Raw genomic sequence first — 16,666 nt, forward strand, 5'->3', positions numbered from 1 at the left:
TCACTCCGCCGCCGGACGCAGGTCCACACCCGAGATCGCAGCGAACTCCCGGCGCAACAGCGCGCAGAGCGGTTCAATGATCTGCGATCGGGCCGATCCACGGTAAAGCGCCACGGATTGATGCCCCAACTCCGGCAGGTCGGCGGAAAGCGGGATCGCTTCGAATTGTGGCGGCTCGTGCCCTTCGAGGACCGATGTCACCGCGAGATCCGCGCTGACGGCCACTTCGATCGCGCGGTCGCTGTCGGAGGACAGAACGAGATCCCATGCGCGATTATCGCGTTCGAGACGGTCAAGTGCCACGGGCCGGAAGGAACAATGGTTGCAGAAGGCGACCGGAAGCGGTGACGTTTTCCACGCCTGCCCGCCGGGCGCCCCAAACCAGCGCAACGGAACTTGCATGAGGATTTCCGCATCCGGCCCCGGTTTGGTCTCGGTCGTCAGGATCACATCGACATCGCCGCGCGCAAAATGCTCTTTTAGGTCGCTGGTATACGAGCTCAGAAGTTGAACCTTCACGCGGGGGAAATCCCGCTGCATCGCCTTCATCACGTTCGGGATCGCGGGATAAATGATATCATGCGGCACGCCGAGAAGGATTTCCCCTTCCCATACGGTGTTCGTCAGCTTCCCGTACACTTCGTCGTTCAAATCGACGATACGCCGGGCGTAGGTGAGGAGCTGTTCACCCGCAGCGGTCAGCGCGACACCGCGTCCCTGACGGTCAAGCAGTGTCAGATCGAGGCTTTCTTCAAGCCGTTTGATCTGCATCGACACCGCGGATTGTGTGAGGTTCAGGAAAGACGCCGCTCGGGTAACGCCGCCCGAATCTGCAACGGCGATGAACGATCTGAGAGTGGTGATGTCGAGATTTCGCATTCATCACGTTCCTTGATGCAATTCTTCAAAAACATTCGTTTCACAAATGATCATAGCAGGCGCATATACATCAGGCAACAAGATGATTTCAGGAGAAACCATCACAAACGTGAAAGGAACATCCCATGATGACCCTCCTCGATACCCTGTTTGGCCGTTTTGATCAGGCCGCTCCGCGCAAAGGTTTTCTGGCACGTGTGAACGCAGCCATGGCACTGCGTCGCAGCCGCGCACGTCTGGCCGAGCTTGATGATCATATGCTCGCGGACATCGGATTGACGTCCCGCGACGCCGAAGCAGAGGCAAATCGCCCGATCTGGGACGCTCCGCAGACGTGGAAACACTGAGTTTCCCGACCGACTCGCCCGGAAAACAAGCAATCCCGACGGAAATTCTCTGAAAAATACATGCTCGATACACATTTTGGTGGATCCCGCGTTTCGCAAAGCTTGAAATGCGGGATCAGACACCCGATATTCGTGGCACATGTCCCCGCAGGTGCGGGTGACTCCTGAGTTTCATTCGGAGGGATAAATGGCTGAGTATAACACAATCCGGACGACCGGCGTTGCTGGCGCCCGTGCCGCCCAGATTGATGAGGGTCTGCGCGCGCATATGAATAAGGTCTACGCGACCATGTCGATTGGCATGTTGCTGACCTTCGCGGTGGCTTGGGCCGTGGGCACCAGCCCTCAACTGCTGGCCGTCTTCCGCGACCCGGTAACGCTGTCGCCCAACATCCTGGGCTGGATCGTCATGTTCGCGCCGCTCATCATGGTGTTCGCGTTCAGCGCAATGATCAACAAATTGTCGGCCGCTGGCGCACAGACGTTCTTCTACGTCTTTGCATCCGTCATGGGCCTGAGCCTGAGCTGGATTTTCGTGGCCTTCACGGGCATGTCCATCGCGCAGGTGTTCCTCGTGACATCGATCGCGTTCGCGGGTCTGTCGCTGTGGGGCTACACCACGAAGAAAGACATCTCGGGTTGGGGATCGTTCCTGATCATGGGTGTGATCGGTCTTATCGTGGCCTCGATCATCAACATCTTCCTTGGATCGCCCGCGATCATGTTCGCGATTTCGATCCTGGGCGTGTTGATCTTTGCCGGTCTGACAGCCTACGACACGCAGTCGATCAAGAACGAATACATTGAACACGCCGCCCACGCAGACAGCGAGTGGTTGGCGAAGTCCGGTATCATGGGGGCGCTGCGCCTCTACCTCGACTTCATCAACATGTTCATGTTCCTGCTGCAACTGCTTGGCAATCGCGAATAAGACTGCCGAGAGTTCGACATCCGAAAGGGCTGGCCACCGTGCCAGCCCTTTTCTATTCAAGGCGCAGTTTTCGCGGCCTCAACAAAATTTACTAGGGCGGCCACAGAAACTTCGTACGAAGTTTCTGGTGGAGAGTTTAATAAATTCTTGGGATGCGCGATGTCATTTGGCGCAGATGGCTCAAACGCCGATCTCCGGCCCCAGGCACATCATCGGCTCATCGCTTTGCCGCGCTTCGTAAAGCGTTGTCGCATTCGGGTCGTTTTCAAAGATGGCCCGCAACCCGCCGCTGTCGCGGAAGAAAGACCAGCATTGCGGATTCGGATTGTCTTCGTAGACAAAGCAGATCATGCCTTGATCTTCATACCACACACCGTCCTTGCACTCCCCATCAAGGAACGACCACCGAACGCGCCGGTCGTCGAAGTATTCCTCGACCCCGTAGGCTTGCCCGTTCTGCCCGAAATACAGCGTCTTGCCGGTCACATAGGACTCGAATTCGGCCCCCGACATCGGTTCGGCCGCCCAACCTGCACATGCGATTGCAGCCAGAGCTGCGGCACTCAAAAGCGTTTGTTTCATAAATGGAATCGTAGTCCCAAAGCCGGGGCGGTACAAATGACATCGGCGTAAGATTTCCGAAACTCGCGCCCTGTTCCCCATCTGCGCCTGTCGCAGCCGCGCAGGCCCGTCTGTTGGTCGTTTTCAGGCTCGTTTTGTCCGAAGAGCCATGCCACGGTCCGCTCGAACGCGAAGGAAGGGCGGATCGATGGCATTGGACGAACGCAAAGGCGTGTGGAAATCCGGGCGCGGCAAAGGTCGTGTCACGCCGAAGGGCCGTCAATTCACCGACGCTGCACTGGCCGAGGTGCAATCGCTTCTCGCCGATCGCCCGCGCCGTCGGGACCTGCTGATCGAATTCCTGCACCTCTTGCAGGACACGCACGGCCATCTCAACGCCGCGCATTTGCGTGCCTTGGCCGAAGAGATGCGCCTGAGCATGGCCGAAGTCTACGAGGTCGCCAGCTTCTACGCCCATTTCGACATCGTCAAAGAGGATGAGACGCCGCCGCCCGCGTTGACCATCCGCGTCTGCGACTCGCTTTCCTGCGAACTGGCGGGGGCACAGCAATTGATCTCGGCGCTTGAGGACGGGCTCGACCCGACAGAGGTCCGCGTCCTTCGCGCGCCTTGCATGGGCCGCTGCGACACCGCTCCGGTGCTGGAGCTGGGACACAACCACATAGATCACGCGACCCCCGAAAAGGTACAGGCCGCCATCGCCGCCGGTGACACGCACGCACATATCCCCGACTATCAGGATCTGAACGCCTATCTCAAAACCGGTGGGTACTCCGCTCTGACCGAGCTGCGCGCCAATGGTGATTGGGAAGCGGTGCAGGACAAGGTGCTTGAAAGCGGCTTGCGCGGGCTTGGCGGCGCGGGCTTCCCGTCCGGCAAGAAATGGGGCTTCGTGCGCGCCAATCCGGGTCCGCGCTATCTGGCTGTGAACGGAGACGAGGGCGAACCGGGCACGTTCAAGGACCGGTTCTACCTCGAACGTGTGCCGCATCTTTTCCTCGAAGGCATGCTGATCGCGGCCTGGGCGGTCGAGGCGGAAACCTGCTTCATCTACATGCGCGACGAATACCCGGCCGTCCTCGAAATCCTGCGCCGCGAGATCGCCGCGCTCGAAGCCACTGGCATGGTCGCTCCGGGTTATATCGACCTGCGGCGCGGGGCAGGGGCCTATATCTGCGGCGAAGAATCCGCGATGATCGAGTCGATCGAAGGCAAGCGCGGCTTGCCGCGCCATCGCCCACCCTTCGTGGCGCAGGTCGGCGTCTTCGGACGCCCGACACTCGTCCACAATGTCGAAACGCTCTACTGGGTTGCCCGCGTCTGCCGCGAGGGCCCCGAATGCCTGAACAGCACGGAAAAGAACGGACGCAGGGGCCTGCGTTCCTATTCGGTGTCCGGGCGCGTTGCACAACCGGGCGTCTACCTTCTGCCCGCCGGCAGCACGATCTCCGATATCATCGCGGCCGCAGGCGGCATGGCCAAAGGCCACAGCTTCAAAGCCTACCAGCCGGGCGGCCCGTCCTCCGGCCTTCTGCCTAGCTCCATGCACGACATCCCTCTGGATTTCGACACGCTGCAACCGCACGGGTCCTTCATCGGCTCCGCCGCCGTTGTGGTCCTGTCGGATCAGGACAAAGCCCGCGATGCCGCGCTCAACATGCTGCGCTTCTTCGAAGACGAATCCTGCGGCCAGTGTACACCCTGCCGGGTCGGCTGTGAAAAGGCGGTCAAGCTGATGCAGGCGGATCATTGGAACCAGCCGTTGCTCGAAGAGCTGTGTCAGGCCATGGCCGATGCATCGATCTGTGGCCTTGGGCAAGCCGCGCCGAACCCGATCCGTCTGACAATGAAGCACTTCCCGGACGAGGTCTGAGCCTTCCATATTTGCAGCAGAAGGACTAGGTGAAGGGAAAGTCTTCAACCATCGGGCGGGCCTCATGTCCTTTTTCGGTAAGCTGAAATCCAAGCTCTTCAAATCCTCCTCCAAACTGGACGAAGGGCTGGACGCGATTGTGCAGGACGGTGGGGAAGAAACCCCGACGCCCGAGGCGCCCCCACCGGCGGATCCGTCGCCGCCAGCTGAACCCGAACCTGTCGCGCCACCGCCGGACGTGCCCGCACCCGAGGCGCCCGAGGAAGAGCCGCAACCCGACCTGCCCGAACCGGATGCGCCGCAGGAGGTGCCAGAGCCCGACCTGCCAGAGCCGCCGCCCGCCGACCCGACACCGCCCCCGCCTGAACCAGAAGCACCGCAACCGGTCGATCCCGAACCTGCACCGGACGTCGTCCCGCCGCCTGAACCACCCGTCGAGATGCCACCTCAGCCGGTGGAGACACCCGCCGCGCCGCCGCTCGAAGTGCCCAACGTCACACCGCTCGAAACGCCGATGATGACGACGATCACCGCACCGCGGCTCGACATGGCGGAACCCGCGCAGGACGTTCGCAAACCCGGCTTTCTGAACCGCATCCTTGGCCGCTCGGCTGCCCCGACCGAAATCCGGCGCGAGCTGGACGACGACATGCTCGAACAGCTGGAAGAACTTCTCATCCAGGCCGATATGGGCGTCGATACGGCGCTGCGGGTCACCGCCAACATCGCCGAAGGCCGCTTTGGCAAGAAACTCAGCGTGCGGGAAATCAAGGAACTGCTTGCGGGCGAAGTGGCCCGCATCATGGACCCGGTCGCCAAACCGATGCCGCTTTACCCGACCAAGCCACAGGTCGTGCTGGTGGTGGGCGTCAACGGGTCCGGCAAGACCACGACCATCGGCAAACTCGCCAGCCAGTTCCGCGCGGCTGGCAAGAAAGTGGTGATCGCCGCGGGCGATACGTTCCGCGCCGCTGCCGTCGAACAGTTGCAGGTCTGGGGCGACCGGGCAGGCGTGCCCGTGCTGACTGCTCCCGAAGGCTCTGACCCGGCAAGCCTCGCCTTCGACGCCATGACCAAGGCGCAGGCCGACGGCGCCGACCTTCTGATGATCGATACCGCGGGCCGTCTGCAGAACCGGCAGGACCTGATGGAGGAGCTGGCCAAGATCGTCCGCGTCATCCGCAAGAAAGACCCCGACGCGCCGCACAACACGCTTCTGGTGCTCGATGCGACAACTGGGCAGAACGCGCTGAGCCAGGTCAAAACCTTTCAGCAACTTGCCGATGTGTCAGGCCTTGTGATGACAAAGCTCGACGGGACAGCGAAGGGCGGCGTGCTGGTTGCACTTGCCGACAAGTTCGGGTTGCCGATCCATGCCATTGGTGTGGGCGAACAGATCGATGACCTGCAACCTTTCGATCCAGAGGAGTTCGCGGCGGCCCTGACCGGTCTCGAAGCTGCATGAGCGCTTCTTCCGGCCGGAAATATCCCGGGGTGAGGCGCAAGGCGCCGAGGGGCAGAGCCCCTGAGACGGGTTTTCGAAAACCCGTCCGCCGCTCATGATCAGCGACTGGCTGATCTCGCTCGAAGGCACGCCACAGGGCAGTCAGGTCGCGCTCTACCTCGCGCTCATCGCGGCGTTCCTCCATGCCGTCTTTGGCGCGCTGCAGAAAGGCCGCCACGACCCTTGGTTGTCGCGCGGTGCGATTGACATCAGCTACGGTCTGATGGCCGCACCATTTGCGTTCTTCGTTGTCCCGTGGCCCGAACCGCATATGTGGCCGATCTTCCTAGGCGCTTTCATCATTCATTTCGGCTACAAGGTGTTCCAGGCGCTGGCCTACTCGAAAGGCGCGTTTACCGTGGTCTATCCAGTTGTGAGAGGCATGGGGCCGCTCTTCACGGTCATTGGGGCGTACCTCATCTTTGGTGAGACCTTTACCACCACGCAATGGATCGGTCTTGGTGTACTGCTCTTGGGCATCTTCGGCCTGGCCCTGTACAATCTGATCTTCCTGCAAACCGAACGCGACACGCTGGTCGCCGCGCTGGGCTTTGCTGTGACGACAGGGCTTTTTGTTGCGTTTTATACCACTTACGACGCCTACGGCATCCGGGCCACTGCCGATCCGTTCACCTTCCTTGCGTGGTTTTTCATGATCGACGGCATCGCCATGCCGATCATCGCGGCCATCCGTTACCGCAATATGGCGGTGCGACCCGCGCTGCCGCCACTGGCTCTCCGGGGTGTGATCGGCGGTTTGCTGGCCTTCCTGAGCTTCGGCTCCATAATGTTGGCCACGCGGCTCGATCAAGTGGGCGAAGCGGCGGTGCTGCGCGAAACCTCCACCGTCTTCGCTGCGATCATCGGCTGGGTGTTTTTGAAGGAAACCGTTGGCCCGCGCAGGATTGCGCTCATGGCCCTGATCGCGCTAGGGGCGGTCATCGTAGAAGCAGGAGGCTAGGCCTTGGCACATCGCAACGTCCCGCAATGGGTGAAATCCGCGCTGGAACTGGGCCCGGTGATCGGGTTCTTCGTCGCGTATCTTTATCTCAAGGACGAGGTCTTCACGATTGGCGGCACGGAATATGACGGATTCATTGTTGTCACCGCCGGGTTCATCCCGGTCATCCTCGCCTCGATGGGCGTTTTGTGGTGGCTGACCGGCCATATCAGCCGCATGCAGATCGTGACTGCGGTGCTGGTTGTGGTGTTCGGCGGGCTGACCGTCTGGCTCAATGACGACCGGTTCATCAAGATGAAGCCCACAATGGTCTACCTGCTTTTGGGCGGCGTGCTCGCCATCGGTCTATTGCGCGGGCAAAGCTATCTGCGGGTTGTCATGGGCGAACTGCTCCCGATGGAGCAGGAGGGCTGGATGATCCTCACCCGGCGCATGACCGCGTTCTTCTTTCTTTTGGCGGCCTCGAACGAGATTGTCTGGCGCACTCAAAGCACCGAGGTCTGGGTTTATTTCGAAACCTTCGTCCTCACCGGCGCGCTGTTCTTCTTTTTCATCGCGCAGGCGGGTGTGATCCAGAAATACAGCACCGTGGAAGAGGACTGACGCAGCTCTCTCAGGTCGGACAAACTGTCCGGCCCGGTGCTTGCGCGCGTCTACCCCCGGCGGTCGATCTTGGTGGAGAGATGAATGAAGCTTTCCGAGCTTTGAACGCCCTTCGCTTCGGCAATGTCGTCCAGGGTCGCGTCCAGCTCTTGGGTGGAGCGCGCGCTCAGTTCGATCACGAGATCCGCCCGGCCTGACACGGTCACCACCGCATCGACATGGGGCAGGGCACGCAGACGGGCCAGGACCTCTGGCCCCGTGCGCGGCGTGATGGAGACCAGAACAGTCGCCCGGATCGGCGCGGCCAGCGCGTCTCCGCGGCGCAGGGTAAAGCCCGCAATCGCACCTTTGGCCACGAGCCGGTCGATACGCGTCTGAACCGTCGTCCGCGCCAACCCCAGTTTGCGGGCAAGTTCCGCAACGGGCGCGCGTGCATCTTTCTGCAAGAGCGCGATCAATCGGGTATCGATATCGTCGATCTGTAAGGTCACTCCGTCAATATGACTCTTCGAGACTCGAAAAAGCAAGAATTGCCGAATCCTTTTGTTATTGTCGTCCCGCACACTTGTGCAAAATCAACACCCATGAGGCAGCCATGGTCGCCGGAGCAGACGATATCCGCCACGCCCGCTACGACACCGCCCGTGTCGCGGCTTTGATCCGGGAAGCCCCGCCCGAAGACCCTGTGTTCCTGTTCCGACCAGAGGCGCTGACCCGTCGCGCCGAAACCTTCAAACGCGGCTTTCCGGGCCACGTGAGCTACGCAGTTAAAGCCAACCCCTCCACCGACGTGCTCGACACCCTCGTTCGGTCCGGCGTCACGGCCTTTGACGTGGCCTCGGTGGCCGAGATGCGCGCTGTACGGGAGTGCCTGCCCGATGCCCGGCTGCATTATCACAACCCGATCCGATCGGCGGCGGAGATCGCAGAGGCCAAATCGTTGCACGTTGCCTCGTGGTCCGTCGACCGGTTGTCCGAACTCGACAAGCTGGGCGCGCTTCCCCCGACAACGCAGATCGCGGTGCGGGTGACCCTCAATCGCGGAGGCGCGGCCTATGATTTCGGTACTAAGTTCGGAGCAGGCCCGGACATGGCAGTTGCGCTGCTGAAAGACGTATCCGCACGCGGTCTCAGCCTCGCGCTGACGTTCCACCCGGGAACGCAATGCACCGATCCCCACGCCTGGACGGATTACATCGCCGCCTGTGCGCTGATCGCCCGCCAGGCCCGCTTTCGACTTGCGGCGCTCAATGTCGGCGGTGGTTTTCCGTCGCGCGAAGCCGCCGAGGGGCCGGTGCTGGCACCGATTTTCGATGCGATCCGGTCCGCCATCGCCACACATTTCCCCGACGACCCACCGACCCTATGGTGCGAGCCGGGGCGTGCGATGGTGGCGGATGCGGCGTGGTTGCTGTTGCGCGTCAAGGCACGCTGTGGCCATATCCTCTATCTCAATGACGGTCTCTACGGCGCGCTGGGCGAATGGCGCGACATGCCGGTGCCCGGCCAACGCAGCACCTTTGGCCCGCAGGGCGTCGAGCGCGGCGGCAACCCTCAGCCATTCACCATTTTCGGTCCCACCTGCGACAGCCTGGACCGTGTTCCGGGCACGTGGGAGCTGCCCTCTGACATTGCCGAAGGCGACCATATCCTCATTCGCGCCGCCGGGGCATACAGCACGGCCCTCGTCACGGCGTTCAACGGATACGGTACCCGCCAGCAGATTGACCTTCGCACCGTGAAAGGTGGCACTGGACAGGGGCGTCTGGCAGGCTAGTGTCCGCCGCAGTACCGCAAGGGTCAACGGCGCGAGGGACAAATGGAAAAATTCGGCAAGTCACAACCTGTGAAACGGGTAGAGGACATTCGCTTCCTGACAGGTGCGGGCCGCTATGTGGATGATATCGCGCCAGAGGATGCCTTGCGCGGCTACGTCTTCCGGTCACCTGTCGCCCATGCGACGGTGGATACCTTGGATGTCACCGACGCGCGGCAGATCCCGGGCGTGCAGCTTGTCCTGACGGCACAGGACCTGACCGAGATGGGCATCACCGAAGGGATGTGGGGCACCACCGTGCCAAACCGCGACGGCACCAAGGGCGCGGCCCCGTTTCGCCCGCTGCTGGCGACCGACACGGTGCGTTACGTAGGCGAACCGGTGGCGTTCATCGTTGCCGAGACGCTCGAAGCGGCGCGCGATGCGGCCGAAGCCATCGAATTCGACTATACCGAGAAACCCGTGCATCTGGCGCATGCCGTTGGCGGCGAGGCTCTGCATTCCGTCGCGCCCGATAACCGGGCATTCGACTGGGGCATGGGGGATGAAACCGCAACGCAGGCAGCGTTCGACGCGGCGCACCGGACGGTCAGCCTCGATGTCGAAGACAACCGCATCATCGTCAACGCCATGGAACCGCGGGGCTGCTACGCGGAGATGGAGGGCGATCGCGTGCATCTGTCGCTCAATGCGCAAGGTGTCTGGAGCCACAAGACCGAACTGGCCCGAGTGCTCAACGTGACCGAGGACGCCATTCGCGTGACCAATCCGGATGTGGGAGGGGGCTTTGGTATGAAAGCCATGCCACATAACGAAAACTTCCTCGTCGCGATCGCGGCAAAACATCTGGATCGTCCGGTCCGGTGGATGTCCGAGCGTACCGAAGGCATGCTGAGCGACAGCGCCGGACGGGATTTGAATCACACCGCCGAACTGGCCTTTGACGCGAACAACCGCATCACCGCCTACCGCGTGCACACGGTTGCCAATATGGGCGCTTACAACTCTCACTTTGCGCAGGCGATTCAGACCAGCTTGTTCTCCAAGGTGCTGATGGGGGTCTACGATGTGCAGACCTCGTGGCTGCACGTTGAGGGCGTTTACACCAACACCACGCCCGTCGATGCCTATCGCGGGGCCGGGCGGCCCGAGGCGATCTACCTTCTCGAACGTGTGATCGACCGCGCCGCGCGGGAACTGGACATCGACCCGTGGGACCTGCGCCGCATCAATTTCATCAAACCGCACCAGTTCCCTTACAAGACGACAACGGGCGAAACCTATGACGTCGGTGATTTCGACCGTGTTCTCGACAGCATTGCCCGCTTTGCTGACAAGGACGGATTCGAGTCCCGTCGGTCCGAAAGCCAGTCGCAGGGCAAGCTGCGCGGCTTGGGGTTGTGTTACTACATCGAAAGCATTCTTGGTGCGCCGACCGAAGACGTGAAGGTGACCTTCGATGAAGACGGTGGTGCGTCGATCTATGTCGGCACGCAGTCGAACGGGCAGGGGCACGAGACGGTATTCACGCAGTTCCTGTCGGATCAAACCGGGATTCCTGCGGACAAGATCCGCTTCGTGCAGGGCGACAGCGACCTGATCGCGCGCGGCGGCGGCACGGGTGGATCGCGGTCCGTCACCATCCAGAACACCGCGACGCTTGCGGCTGTCGACAAGATGATCACAGCCTTCACCGCGTTTCTGGCCGAGCAGCAGGATGTGCCGCAAGGCGACATCAGCTTCGACGACGAACAGTTCCGTGTCGGCACATCGAATGTCACGCCGACGATGCTCGAGGTCGCCCAAATGGCGCGCGAGGCCGGGCGCGAAGACCTTCTGACCTTTGACGCCACGGTTCAACTCGACGCGCGCAGCTTCCCCAACGGAGCGCATGTGGCCGAGGTCGAGATTGATCCCGAAACAGGTCACGTCACGGTCGAGCGGTATACGGTGGTTGACGATTTCGGCAACCTTATCAACCCGATGCTCGCCGAAGGTCAGGTCCACGGCGGTGTTGTGCAAGGCGTCGGCCAGGCGTTGACCGAACGCGTTGTCTACGATGAGGACGGGCAGCTCCTCACGGCAACGTTCATGGACTATGCAATGCCGCGCGCCGATGATGTTCCCATGATTGGCTTTTCAACGGAGGCGACCCCATCGACCACCAACCCCATGGGCATGAAAGGCTGCGGCGAGGCCGGAACCGTGGGTGCGTTGGCCGCCGTCGCAAATGCGGTTCAGGACGCCATGTGGGCACAGGGTGTGCGGCAGGCGGATATGCCGTTCACGCCGCAACGGGTTTGGGGCATGTTGCAGGATGCGCGCGTCGCGGCTGAGTAAGACGGTTCTCGGCTGGTTCCACCGGTGGCCATCGGCGGACCAGTCGGCCGTCACCGCAAGGCGTGGTCGCCGCGATCATGTGATCATCCTTGACGGCACGATGTCTTCGCTGGAACCGGGATGCGAGACAAACGCCGGACTTCTCTACCGCCTGTTGCAAGAGGTCGGCGGCGACCTGTCGCTGTACTACGAATCCGGTCTGCAATGGGCGGACTGGCGCAGCGCGACACAAATCATGGTGGGCCGCGGCATCAATCGCCAGATTTGCCGTGCCTACGGGTTTCTTGCCTCGCGCTACAAACCCGGCGACCGCATCTATTTCTTCGGTTATTCCCGCGGTGCCTTTGCCGTCCGATCGCTGGCGGGCGTGATCGACCAGATCGGTCTCATCCGGGCGGAACACGCAACGGAGCGCAACATCCGCCAAGCGTACCGCCTCTACCGCCACACGCCCGAAAACGGCACGGTTGAGGATTTCGCCAAGGCGCACTGCCATCCCAACACCACCATCGAGGTGGTCGGCGTCTGGGACACGGTCAAGGCGCTTGGCCTGCGTCTGCCGCTTCTATGGTGCTTGACCAACGACAACCACGCCTTTCACAACGACCAGCTTGGACCGGCGACGTCGCACGGCTTTCATGCGCTGGCCTACCACGAAAAGCGCATGGCCTACGAACCTGTCCTCTGGACTTGCCCACCGGGGTGGTCGGGACACGTGGAGCAGGTCTGGTTTCGTGGCGTGCACGGCGACATTGGCGGGCAGTTGCGCGGCCACGAACAGGCGCGTCCGCTCGCCAATATCCCGCTCACCTGGATGCTGGGCCGGGCCGAGGCGGTTGGCCTTCCGCTTCCTCAGGACTGGGCCGCACGCTTTCCGCAGGACGTGATGGCGCCCTCCGTGGGGAATTGGCGCGGTTGGGGGAAGCTGTTCTGGCACCGTCGGCAAAGGCGCGTGGGTTCGGATATGTCCGAGCGCCTGCACGAAACGCTGGAAGACGCGCAACCCAAAAGGGCACGCGCGGCGCTTTCGACGTAATTCCTGACAAAAAGGTTATCACAGCGGAGCGATGCGCCCTTTAAACCGCAAAACCACACCCTACTTAACTATCAGGAGCGCGGGAATGGAACACCCGCGACACCTTCACTGTCCCTCGTTCCAACACTTGCGCCCAAGCCTGTCTTGGGCGCTTTTTCTTTTGTGTGGCCCGGTTTAAGGTCTCTCCATGACTGAGATGGACCGGTACCTCAAGAACATCCTGACCCGCACCAAAACCATCGCGGTGGTTGGCGTGTCCACGAACCCGGTGCGTCCGTCCTACTACGTCGCGCGTTATCTGGGGCTGAAAGGCTTCACGGTGATCCCGGTCAACCCGGGGCACGCCGGGAAAGCGCTGCTAGGCAACACCATTGTCGCGTCCCTGTCCGAGATCGATCAACCCGTTGACATGGTGGATATCTTCCGCCGGTCCGAGGCGGTCCCGCCCATTGTAGACGAGGCGCTTGACGTGTTCCCCGACCTGCAAACCATCTGGATGCAGATCGGCGTCGAACACGCAGAGGCCGCCGCCAAGGCTGAAGCGCGCGGCGTGGACGTGGTGATGAACCGGTGTCCCAAGATCGAATACCAGCGCCTGTTCGGCGAACTGCGTATGGGCGGTTTCAATACCGGCGTGATCTCGTCAAAACTCTGAGGCGCGCCTAACTCGCCCCCGCCGCCTGAACGAACCCTTCGGCAACGGCTTCGGGCAGGATTTCCAATTCCCACGCGGGCGGCGTCGGAGGATCGGGCAGGCGGCCTTCCGACAGCGCTTCGAAAATCGGCGCGGGATCACCGGGGAAATGCACGATCTGCGGCGTCGTCTCTTTGAGCAACCGCACAAACGCGATGTCGTACTCCAAGAGGCCCAGCATCAACGGATCGTCCTCGCCCATCTCCAGCAACCACGCCCGAAACGCCTGCGCCTCCAAGGGGGCGTACATCTTTGGCGAATGCGCATCAAAATACGCGTTCATCTTCGCCTCGAACCCTTCACCATCCCGGAGCAAGCCGTAGCGCACGGTACGCGGCATTGCGCGGGTCAGCATAGAGCCCCTGAACGACCGCGCCAGAAAGGCATAGAGCGACAACAGCGGATGATCCTCGGGCCAGGGATGACCGGTCGGATCGGCGGTCCAGACCGACAGTGTGAGACTGTCTTCCCACGCCTCAACCGTGGTCTCTGGCGCGGGCGGCGCTCCGCGAAGGTCCACGGGTCGCGTGTCCGACCGGCTCTGCCCCGCGCCGTCCCAAATCGCGCGCAGGCCATCGACGATGGTATCAAACACCGCGGGCTCAAGCCGTTCGAGGAACGTGTCGTAGATCTCGAAATTGATGGCGCCAAGGTTGGGAAGCTCTGCAATCACCTCCCGCGCACGCGCCGCGAGGGCATCGGGCATCGGCCCAGAGTGGCTGTCCAGCCACACACCGCCCATGTCATCGCCACCCGCGAGATGCACCTCCCACACGCGGTCGAACGGGATTTGTGCGAGGGTCTCATCGAAATCGATCCGCCCGTTACAATGGTTGCACCACAGATTGTGCAGGTCGAGCAACAGCCCGCACTGGGCCTGTTCGGCCACCTGTGCCAGAAACTCACCATCGGGCATCTCGAAAGGCTTCCGCTTCAGGTAAGCCACCCCGGTTTCCACCGCGATGGGTCGACCGACCCCCGCCCGGAAGGCAGCGATGTTTTCAACCGCCGTGGCCACGCCCTCGTCGGTTTGCAGCGGCGGCAACAGAAAACCCGCGGATCTATGCGGCGTGCCGGCGATGGACAGGTGCTCGGACACCCAAGGACTATCCAACCGTTGCGCCGTTTCACGCAGCAGCGCCATTTGTCCGGGACTGGGCTTGCGCCTCCCGCCCAGCGGAACACCCACAGAATGCACCAGCTTGGCTTGAGGAAGGGCGGCAAATGCCTCCATCGCGGGGCGGTATTCCGCAAACGGACCCGCAATCGCATCCTCTGCCAGCCAGAGCGTCTGCGGTTCGATCTCTAGCACGTCCAGCGCATCAGGCCGACGGCGCAGAAACGGGTCCAGCGCCGCCGAAAAGATCATCCCGATGCCCAGCTTCGGTGGCTGGAACATCGCGCGCATTCTAGCCGAACCGCATCGCCTGCGCGTCGACGTTCAGCTTTTCGTCCAGCACGAAGTTGTGTTCGATCTGCAAGCGAAGGTCGTGGCCCGAACAGCAGGCGTCATGACCGCTGAAGCGGGCGATCCGGTCAATTGCAGCGTAGACATTGTCGATTTTGGCTCCGACCTCCGGGCTCATCGCAACCGTGTTGCGCGCGGCTTTCATCTGAAGACTTGCCGTCGCGCGCGGCACTGCGATGTCGGACAGGTCACGGAAGACCATGTCGCGGTGCAAATCGAAACGGATGTCGTGGCCTGAACAGCAGGCCTGACAGCCCAGCTTGTCGAGGATCGACCCCACGGCTTTTTTGAATGTGCCAAGGTCAGCTGCGACCGAGGCGGGAAGGGAAACGCGAACCGGGGTTACATGGGATAGTTCAGCCATCTGGAACACCTCTCAAAAGTTGCTTTGGAAAAAAATGAGCACAAAAACTGCACATCGTGAGCGTACCACGTGCGCCGATTCTCTCTATTTATGCGGGAAAGCCCTGGGCCAAAATCTGCTTAGGGATAAGCCAATCTCTGCCGAGGACTCGTCAAGCCGTTGACGTAAGGTCAGTAATCCATGCGCTGGAACTCGCCGAGTTAAGTGCGACCAGCCTTCTCTTGCAGGCCGGACTGCCCCTGACGCTGCTCCAGCTCAGCCATCACGTCGGCAAGGGCAACGTTCTGGGACTTCAGCATGACGAGCAGGTGAAACAAAACGTCCGCGGCTTCCGAGGTCAGCCGCTCTTTGTCACCCTTGGTGGCCTCGATGATCGCTTCGATCGCCTCTTCCCCGAATTTCTCGGCGCATTTCTCTGGCCCCTTGGCCAGCAGTTTGGCCGTCCAGCTGTCGTCGGGGCTGGCCTTGGCGCGGGTGGCGATGATCGTTTCAAGATCGTCCAAAGTCATGTCAGCCTCACCGGAATGCCTGCCGCCGCCATATGCGCCTTGGCCTCGCCAATCGTGTATTCGCCGAAGTGAAAGATCGATGCCGCCAGCACCGCGCTTGCGCCGCCTTCGGTCACACCTTCAACGAGGTGATCCAAGGTGCCGACACCGCCCGAGGCAATCACCGGGACGTCCACCGCATCTGAAATGGCACGGGTCAGCGGAAGGTTGAAACCTGCCTTGGTGCCGTCCCGATCCATGGAAGTGAGCAGGATTTCACCCGCGCCCTTGGCGACGACAGTCTTAGCAAATTCCACCGCGTCGATGCCCGTGGGCTTGCGTCCGCCGTGCGTGAAGATCTCCCATCGGCCCGGCTCTACCGTCTTGGCGTCGATGGCCACAACGATGCACTGACTGCCGAACTGGTCTGCGGCTTCGGCCACGACATCGGGGTTGGCGACCGCGGCGGAATTGAACGACACTTTGTCCGCCCCCGCCAACAGCAACGCCCGCACATCCGCCACGGTGCGCACACCGCCGCCGACGGTCAGCGGGATGAAGCATTGCTCGGCGGTTCGCGTTACCACGTCGAACATCGTGCCGCGGTTCTCGTGCGTCGCGTGGATATCGAGAAAACAGATCTCGTCTGCCCCCGCCGCGTCATAGGCGCGGGCCGCATCCACCGGGTCACCGGCATCACGCAGATCGACGAAATTCACGCCCTTGACCACACGGCCATCGGCGACATCGAGACAGGGGATGATGCGGGTTTTCAACATGCTGTGTCGCGTACCCCGAAGATCGCCGCTTGTGAAGGCC

Annotated in this window: 17 protein-coding genes; 10 read left to right on the forward strand and 7 right to left on the reverse strand. The window is 61.7% G+C overall.

Going from position 1 to position 16,666, the window contains the following annotated elements; translation table 11 throughout:
• Positions 1 to 879 carry a LysR family transcriptional regulator gene (locus tag BUA42_RS04745; RefSeq protein WP_072776496.1) on the reverse strand — a complete coding sequence of 293 codons (879 nt, stop codon included), beginning with the start codon at positions 877 to 879 and terminating at the stop codon, positions 1 to 3.
• A gap of 128 nt (positions 880 to 1,007) precedes the next feature.
• Between BUA42_RS04745 and BUA42_RS04750 the strand changes: the two genes are divergently transcribed.
• Together BUA42_RS04750 and BUA42_RS04755 are read left to right on the forward strand one after the other, a co-directional pair.
• Positions 1,008 to 1,226 carry a DUF1127 domain-containing protein gene (locus BUA42_RS04750; protein ID WP_084066132.1) on the forward strand — a complete coding sequence of 73 codons (219 nt, stop codon included), beginning with the start codon at positions 1,008 to 1,010 and terminating at the stop codon, positions 1,224 to 1,226.
• Positions 1,227 to 1,413: 187 nt separating this feature from the next.
• The gene (locus tag BUA42_RS04755) at positions 1,414 to 2,157 is read left to right on the forward strand and encodes a Bax inhibitor-1/YccA family protein (RefSeq protein ID WP_072776498.1); all 744 of its coding nucleotides are present in this window, start codon (positions 1,414 to 1,416) and stop codon (positions 2,155 to 2,157) included.
• A 180-nt stretch (positions 2,158 to 2,337) separates the two neighbouring features.
• On the opposite strand, the gene BUA42_RS04760 is transcribed toward BUA42_RS04755, so the two are convergent.
• Positions 2,338 to 2,739, reverse strand: coding sequence for a hypothetical protein (locus BUA42_RS04760; RefSeq protein WP_072776499.1), 402 nt, complete (start codon positions 2,737 to 2,739; stop codon positions 2,338 to 2,340).
• Positions 2,740 to 2,926: 187 nt separating this feature from the next.
• On the opposite strand from BUA42_RS04760, the gene BUA42_RS04765 reads away from it, so the two are divergent.
• From BUA42_RS04765 to BUA42_RS04780, 4 genes are all read left to right on the forward strand, one after another.
• A complete protein-coding gene (locus tag BUA42_RS04765; protein WP_072776500.1) occupies positions 2,927 to 4,612 on the forward strand; it encodes an NAD(P)H-dependent oxidoreductase subunit E in 1,686 nt (561 codons plus the stop codon).
• Between the two features lie 64 nt (positions 4,613 to 4,676).
• Positions 4,677 to 6,077, forward strand: a complete 1,401-nt coding sequence (gene ftsY / locus BUA42_RS04770) for a signal recognition particle-docking protein FtsY (RefSeq protein WP_072776501.1) — start codon at positions 4,677 to 4,679, stop codon at positions 6,075 to 6,077.
• Between the two features lie 97 nt (positions 6,078 to 6,174).
• On the forward strand, positions 6,175 to 7,077 hold the full coding sequence (locus tag BUA42_RS04775; protein WP_072776749.1) for an EamA family transporter: 903 nt from the start codon (positions 6,175 to 6,177) through the stop codon (positions 7,075 to 7,077).
• Positions 7,078 to 7,080: 3 nt separating this feature from the next.
• On the forward strand, positions 7,081 to 7,680 hold the full coding sequence (locus BUA42_RS04780; protein WP_072776502.1) for an inner membrane-spanning protein YciB: 600 nt from the start codon (positions 7,081 to 7,083) through the stop codon (positions 7,678 to 7,680).
• A 50-nt stretch (positions 7,681 to 7,730) separates the two neighbouring features.
• On the opposite strand, the gene BUA42_RS04785 is transcribed toward BUA42_RS04780, so the two are convergent.
• A complete protein-coding gene (locus BUA42_RS04785; RefSeq protein ID WP_072776503.1) occupies positions 7,731 to 8,171 on the reverse strand; it encodes an Lrp/AsnC family transcriptional regulator in 441 nt (146 codons plus the stop codon).
• Positions 8,172 to 8,275: 104 nt separating this feature from the next.
• Between BUA42_RS04785 and BUA42_RS04790 the strand changes: the two genes are divergently transcribed.
• From BUA42_RS04790 to BUA42_RS04805, 4 genes are all read left to right on the forward strand, one after another.
• Positions 8,276 to 9,457: a type III PLP-dependent enzyme gene (locus BUA42_RS04790; protein WP_084066107.1), complete on the forward strand. Its 1,182-nt coding sequence runs from the start codon at positions 8,276 to 8,278 to the stop codon at positions 9,455 to 9,457.
• Between the two features lie 42 nt (positions 9,458 to 9,499).
• Positions 9,500 to 11,797, forward strand: coding sequence for a xanthine dehydrogenase family protein molybdopterin-binding subunit (locus tag BUA42_RS04795; protein WP_072776504.1), 2,298 nt, complete (start codon positions 9,500 to 9,502; stop codon positions 11,795 to 11,797).
• Positions 11,775 to 12,833, forward strand: a complete 1,059-nt coding sequence (locus BUA42_RS04800; RefSeq protein WP_072776751.1) for a DUF2235 domain-containing protein — start codon at positions 11,775 to 11,777, stop codon at positions 12,831 to 12,833. Before BUA42_RS04795 ends, BUA42_RS04800 begins: the two co-directional genes overlap by 23 nt.
• Before the next feature lie 187 nt (positions 12,834 to 13,020).
• Positions 13,021 to 13,488 (forward strand): CoA-binding protein, encoded by a 468-nt coding sequence (locus BUA42_RS04805; RefSeq protein ID WP_072776505.1) that lies wholly within the window; start codon positions 13,021 to 13,023, stop codon positions 13,486 to 13,488.
• A gap of 7 nt (positions 13,489 to 13,495) precedes the next feature.
• Here BUA42_RS04805 and BUA42_RS04810 read toward each other — a convergent pair whose 3' ends face one another.
• The 4 genes from BUA42_RS04810 to hisF all read right to left on the reverse strand — a co-directional run bounded on the left by BUA42_RS04810 (position 13,496) and on the right by hisF (position 16,626).
• Positions 13,496 to 14,926 (reverse strand): MbnB/TglH/ChrH family RiPP precursor modification enzyme, encoded by a 1,431-nt coding sequence (locus BUA42_RS04810; RefSeq protein WP_178346850.1) that lies wholly within the window; start codon positions 14,924 to 14,926, stop codon positions 13,496 to 13,498.
• A 10-nt stretch (positions 14,927 to 14,936) separates the two neighbouring features.
• The gene (locus tag BUA42_RS04815) at positions 14,937 to 15,359 is read right to left on the reverse strand and encodes a hypothetical protein (RefSeq protein WP_072776506.1); all 423 of its coding nucleotides are present in this window, start codon (positions 15,357 to 15,359) and stop codon (positions 14,937 to 14,939) included.
• Between the two features lie 200 nt (positions 15,360 to 15,559).
• A complete protein-coding gene (locus BUA42_RS04820) occupies positions 15,560 to 15,868 on the reverse strand; it encodes a phosphoribosyl-ATP diphosphatase (protein ID WP_072776507.1) in 309 nt (102 codons plus the stop codon).
• Complete coding sequence (gene hisF / locus BUA42_RS04825) at positions 15,865 to 16,626, reverse strand: imidazole glycerol phosphate synthase subunit HisF (protein WP_072776508.1); 762 nt, start codon at positions 16,624 to 16,626, stop codon at positions 15,865 to 15,867. The genes BUA42_RS04820 and hisF overlap by 4 nt, the downstream gene beginning before the upstream one ends.
• Positions 16,627 to 16,666 lie beyond the last annotated feature (40 nt).

This window comes from Marivita hallyeonensis (genome assembly GCF_900129875.1).
Lineage (GTDB): Bacteria > Pseudomonadota > Alphaproteobacteria > Rhodobacterales > Rhodobacteraceae > Marivita > Marivita hallyeonensis.

Excerpts from the sequence above, each read along its gene's own strand:
- BUA42_RS04745 (WP_072776496.1), bottom strand. The coding sequence starts at position 879 with ATGCGAAATCTCGACATCACCACTCTCAGATCGTTCATCGCCGTTGCA.
- BUA42_RS04750 (WP_084066132.1), top strand. The coding sequence starts at position 1,008 with ATGACCCTCCTCGATACCCTGTTTGGCCGTTTTGATCAGGCCGCTCCG.
- BUA42_RS04755 (WP_072776498.1), top strand. The coding sequence starts at position 1,414 with ATGGCTGAGTATAACACAATCCGGACGACCGGCGTTGCTGGCGCCCGT.
- BUA42_RS04760 (WP_072776499.1), bottom strand. The coding sequence starts at position 2,739 with ATGAAACAAACGCTTTTGAGTGCCGCAGCTCTGGCTGCAATCGCATGT.
- BUA42_RS04765 (WP_072776500.1), top strand. The coding sequence starts at position 2,927 with ATGGCATTGGACGAACGCAAAGGCGTGTGGAAATCCGGGCGCGGCAAA.
- ftsY (WP_072776501.1), top strand. The coding sequence starts at position 4,677 with ATGTCCTTTTTCGGTAAGCTGAAATCCAAGCTCTTCAAATCCTCCTCC.
- BUA42_RS04790 (WP_084066107.1), top strand. The coding sequence starts at position 8,276 with ATGGTCGCCGGAGCAGACGATATCCGCCACGCCCGCTACGACACCGCC.
- BUA42_RS04795 (WP_072776504.1), top strand. The coding sequence starts at position 9,500 with ATGGAAAAATTCGGCAAGTCACAACCTGTGAAACGGGTAGAGGACATT.
- BUA42_RS04800 (WP_072776751.1), top strand. The coding sequence starts at position 11,775 with ATGCGCGCGTCGCGGCTGAGTAAGACGGTTCTCGGCTGGTTCCACCGG.
- BUA42_RS04805 (WP_072776505.1), top strand. The coding sequence starts at position 13,021 with ATGACTGAGATGGACCGGTACCTCAAGAACATCCTGACCCGCACCAAA.
- BUA42_RS04810 (WP_178346850.1), bottom strand. The coding sequence starts at position 14,926 with ATGTTCCAGCCACCGAAGCTGGGCATCGGGATGATCTTTTCGGCGGCG.
- BUA42_RS04815 (WP_072776506.1), bottom strand. The coding sequence starts at position 15,359 with ATGGCTGAACTATCCCATGTAACCCCGGTTCGCGTTTCCCTTCCCGCC.
- BUA42_RS04820 (WP_072776507.1), bottom strand. The coding sequence starts at position 15,868 with ATGACTTTGGACGATCTTGAAACGATCATCGCCACCCGCGCCAAGGCC.
- hisF (WP_072776508.1), bottom strand. The coding sequence starts at position 16,626 with ATGTTGAAAACCCGCATCATCCCCTGTCTCGATGTCGCCGATGGCCGT.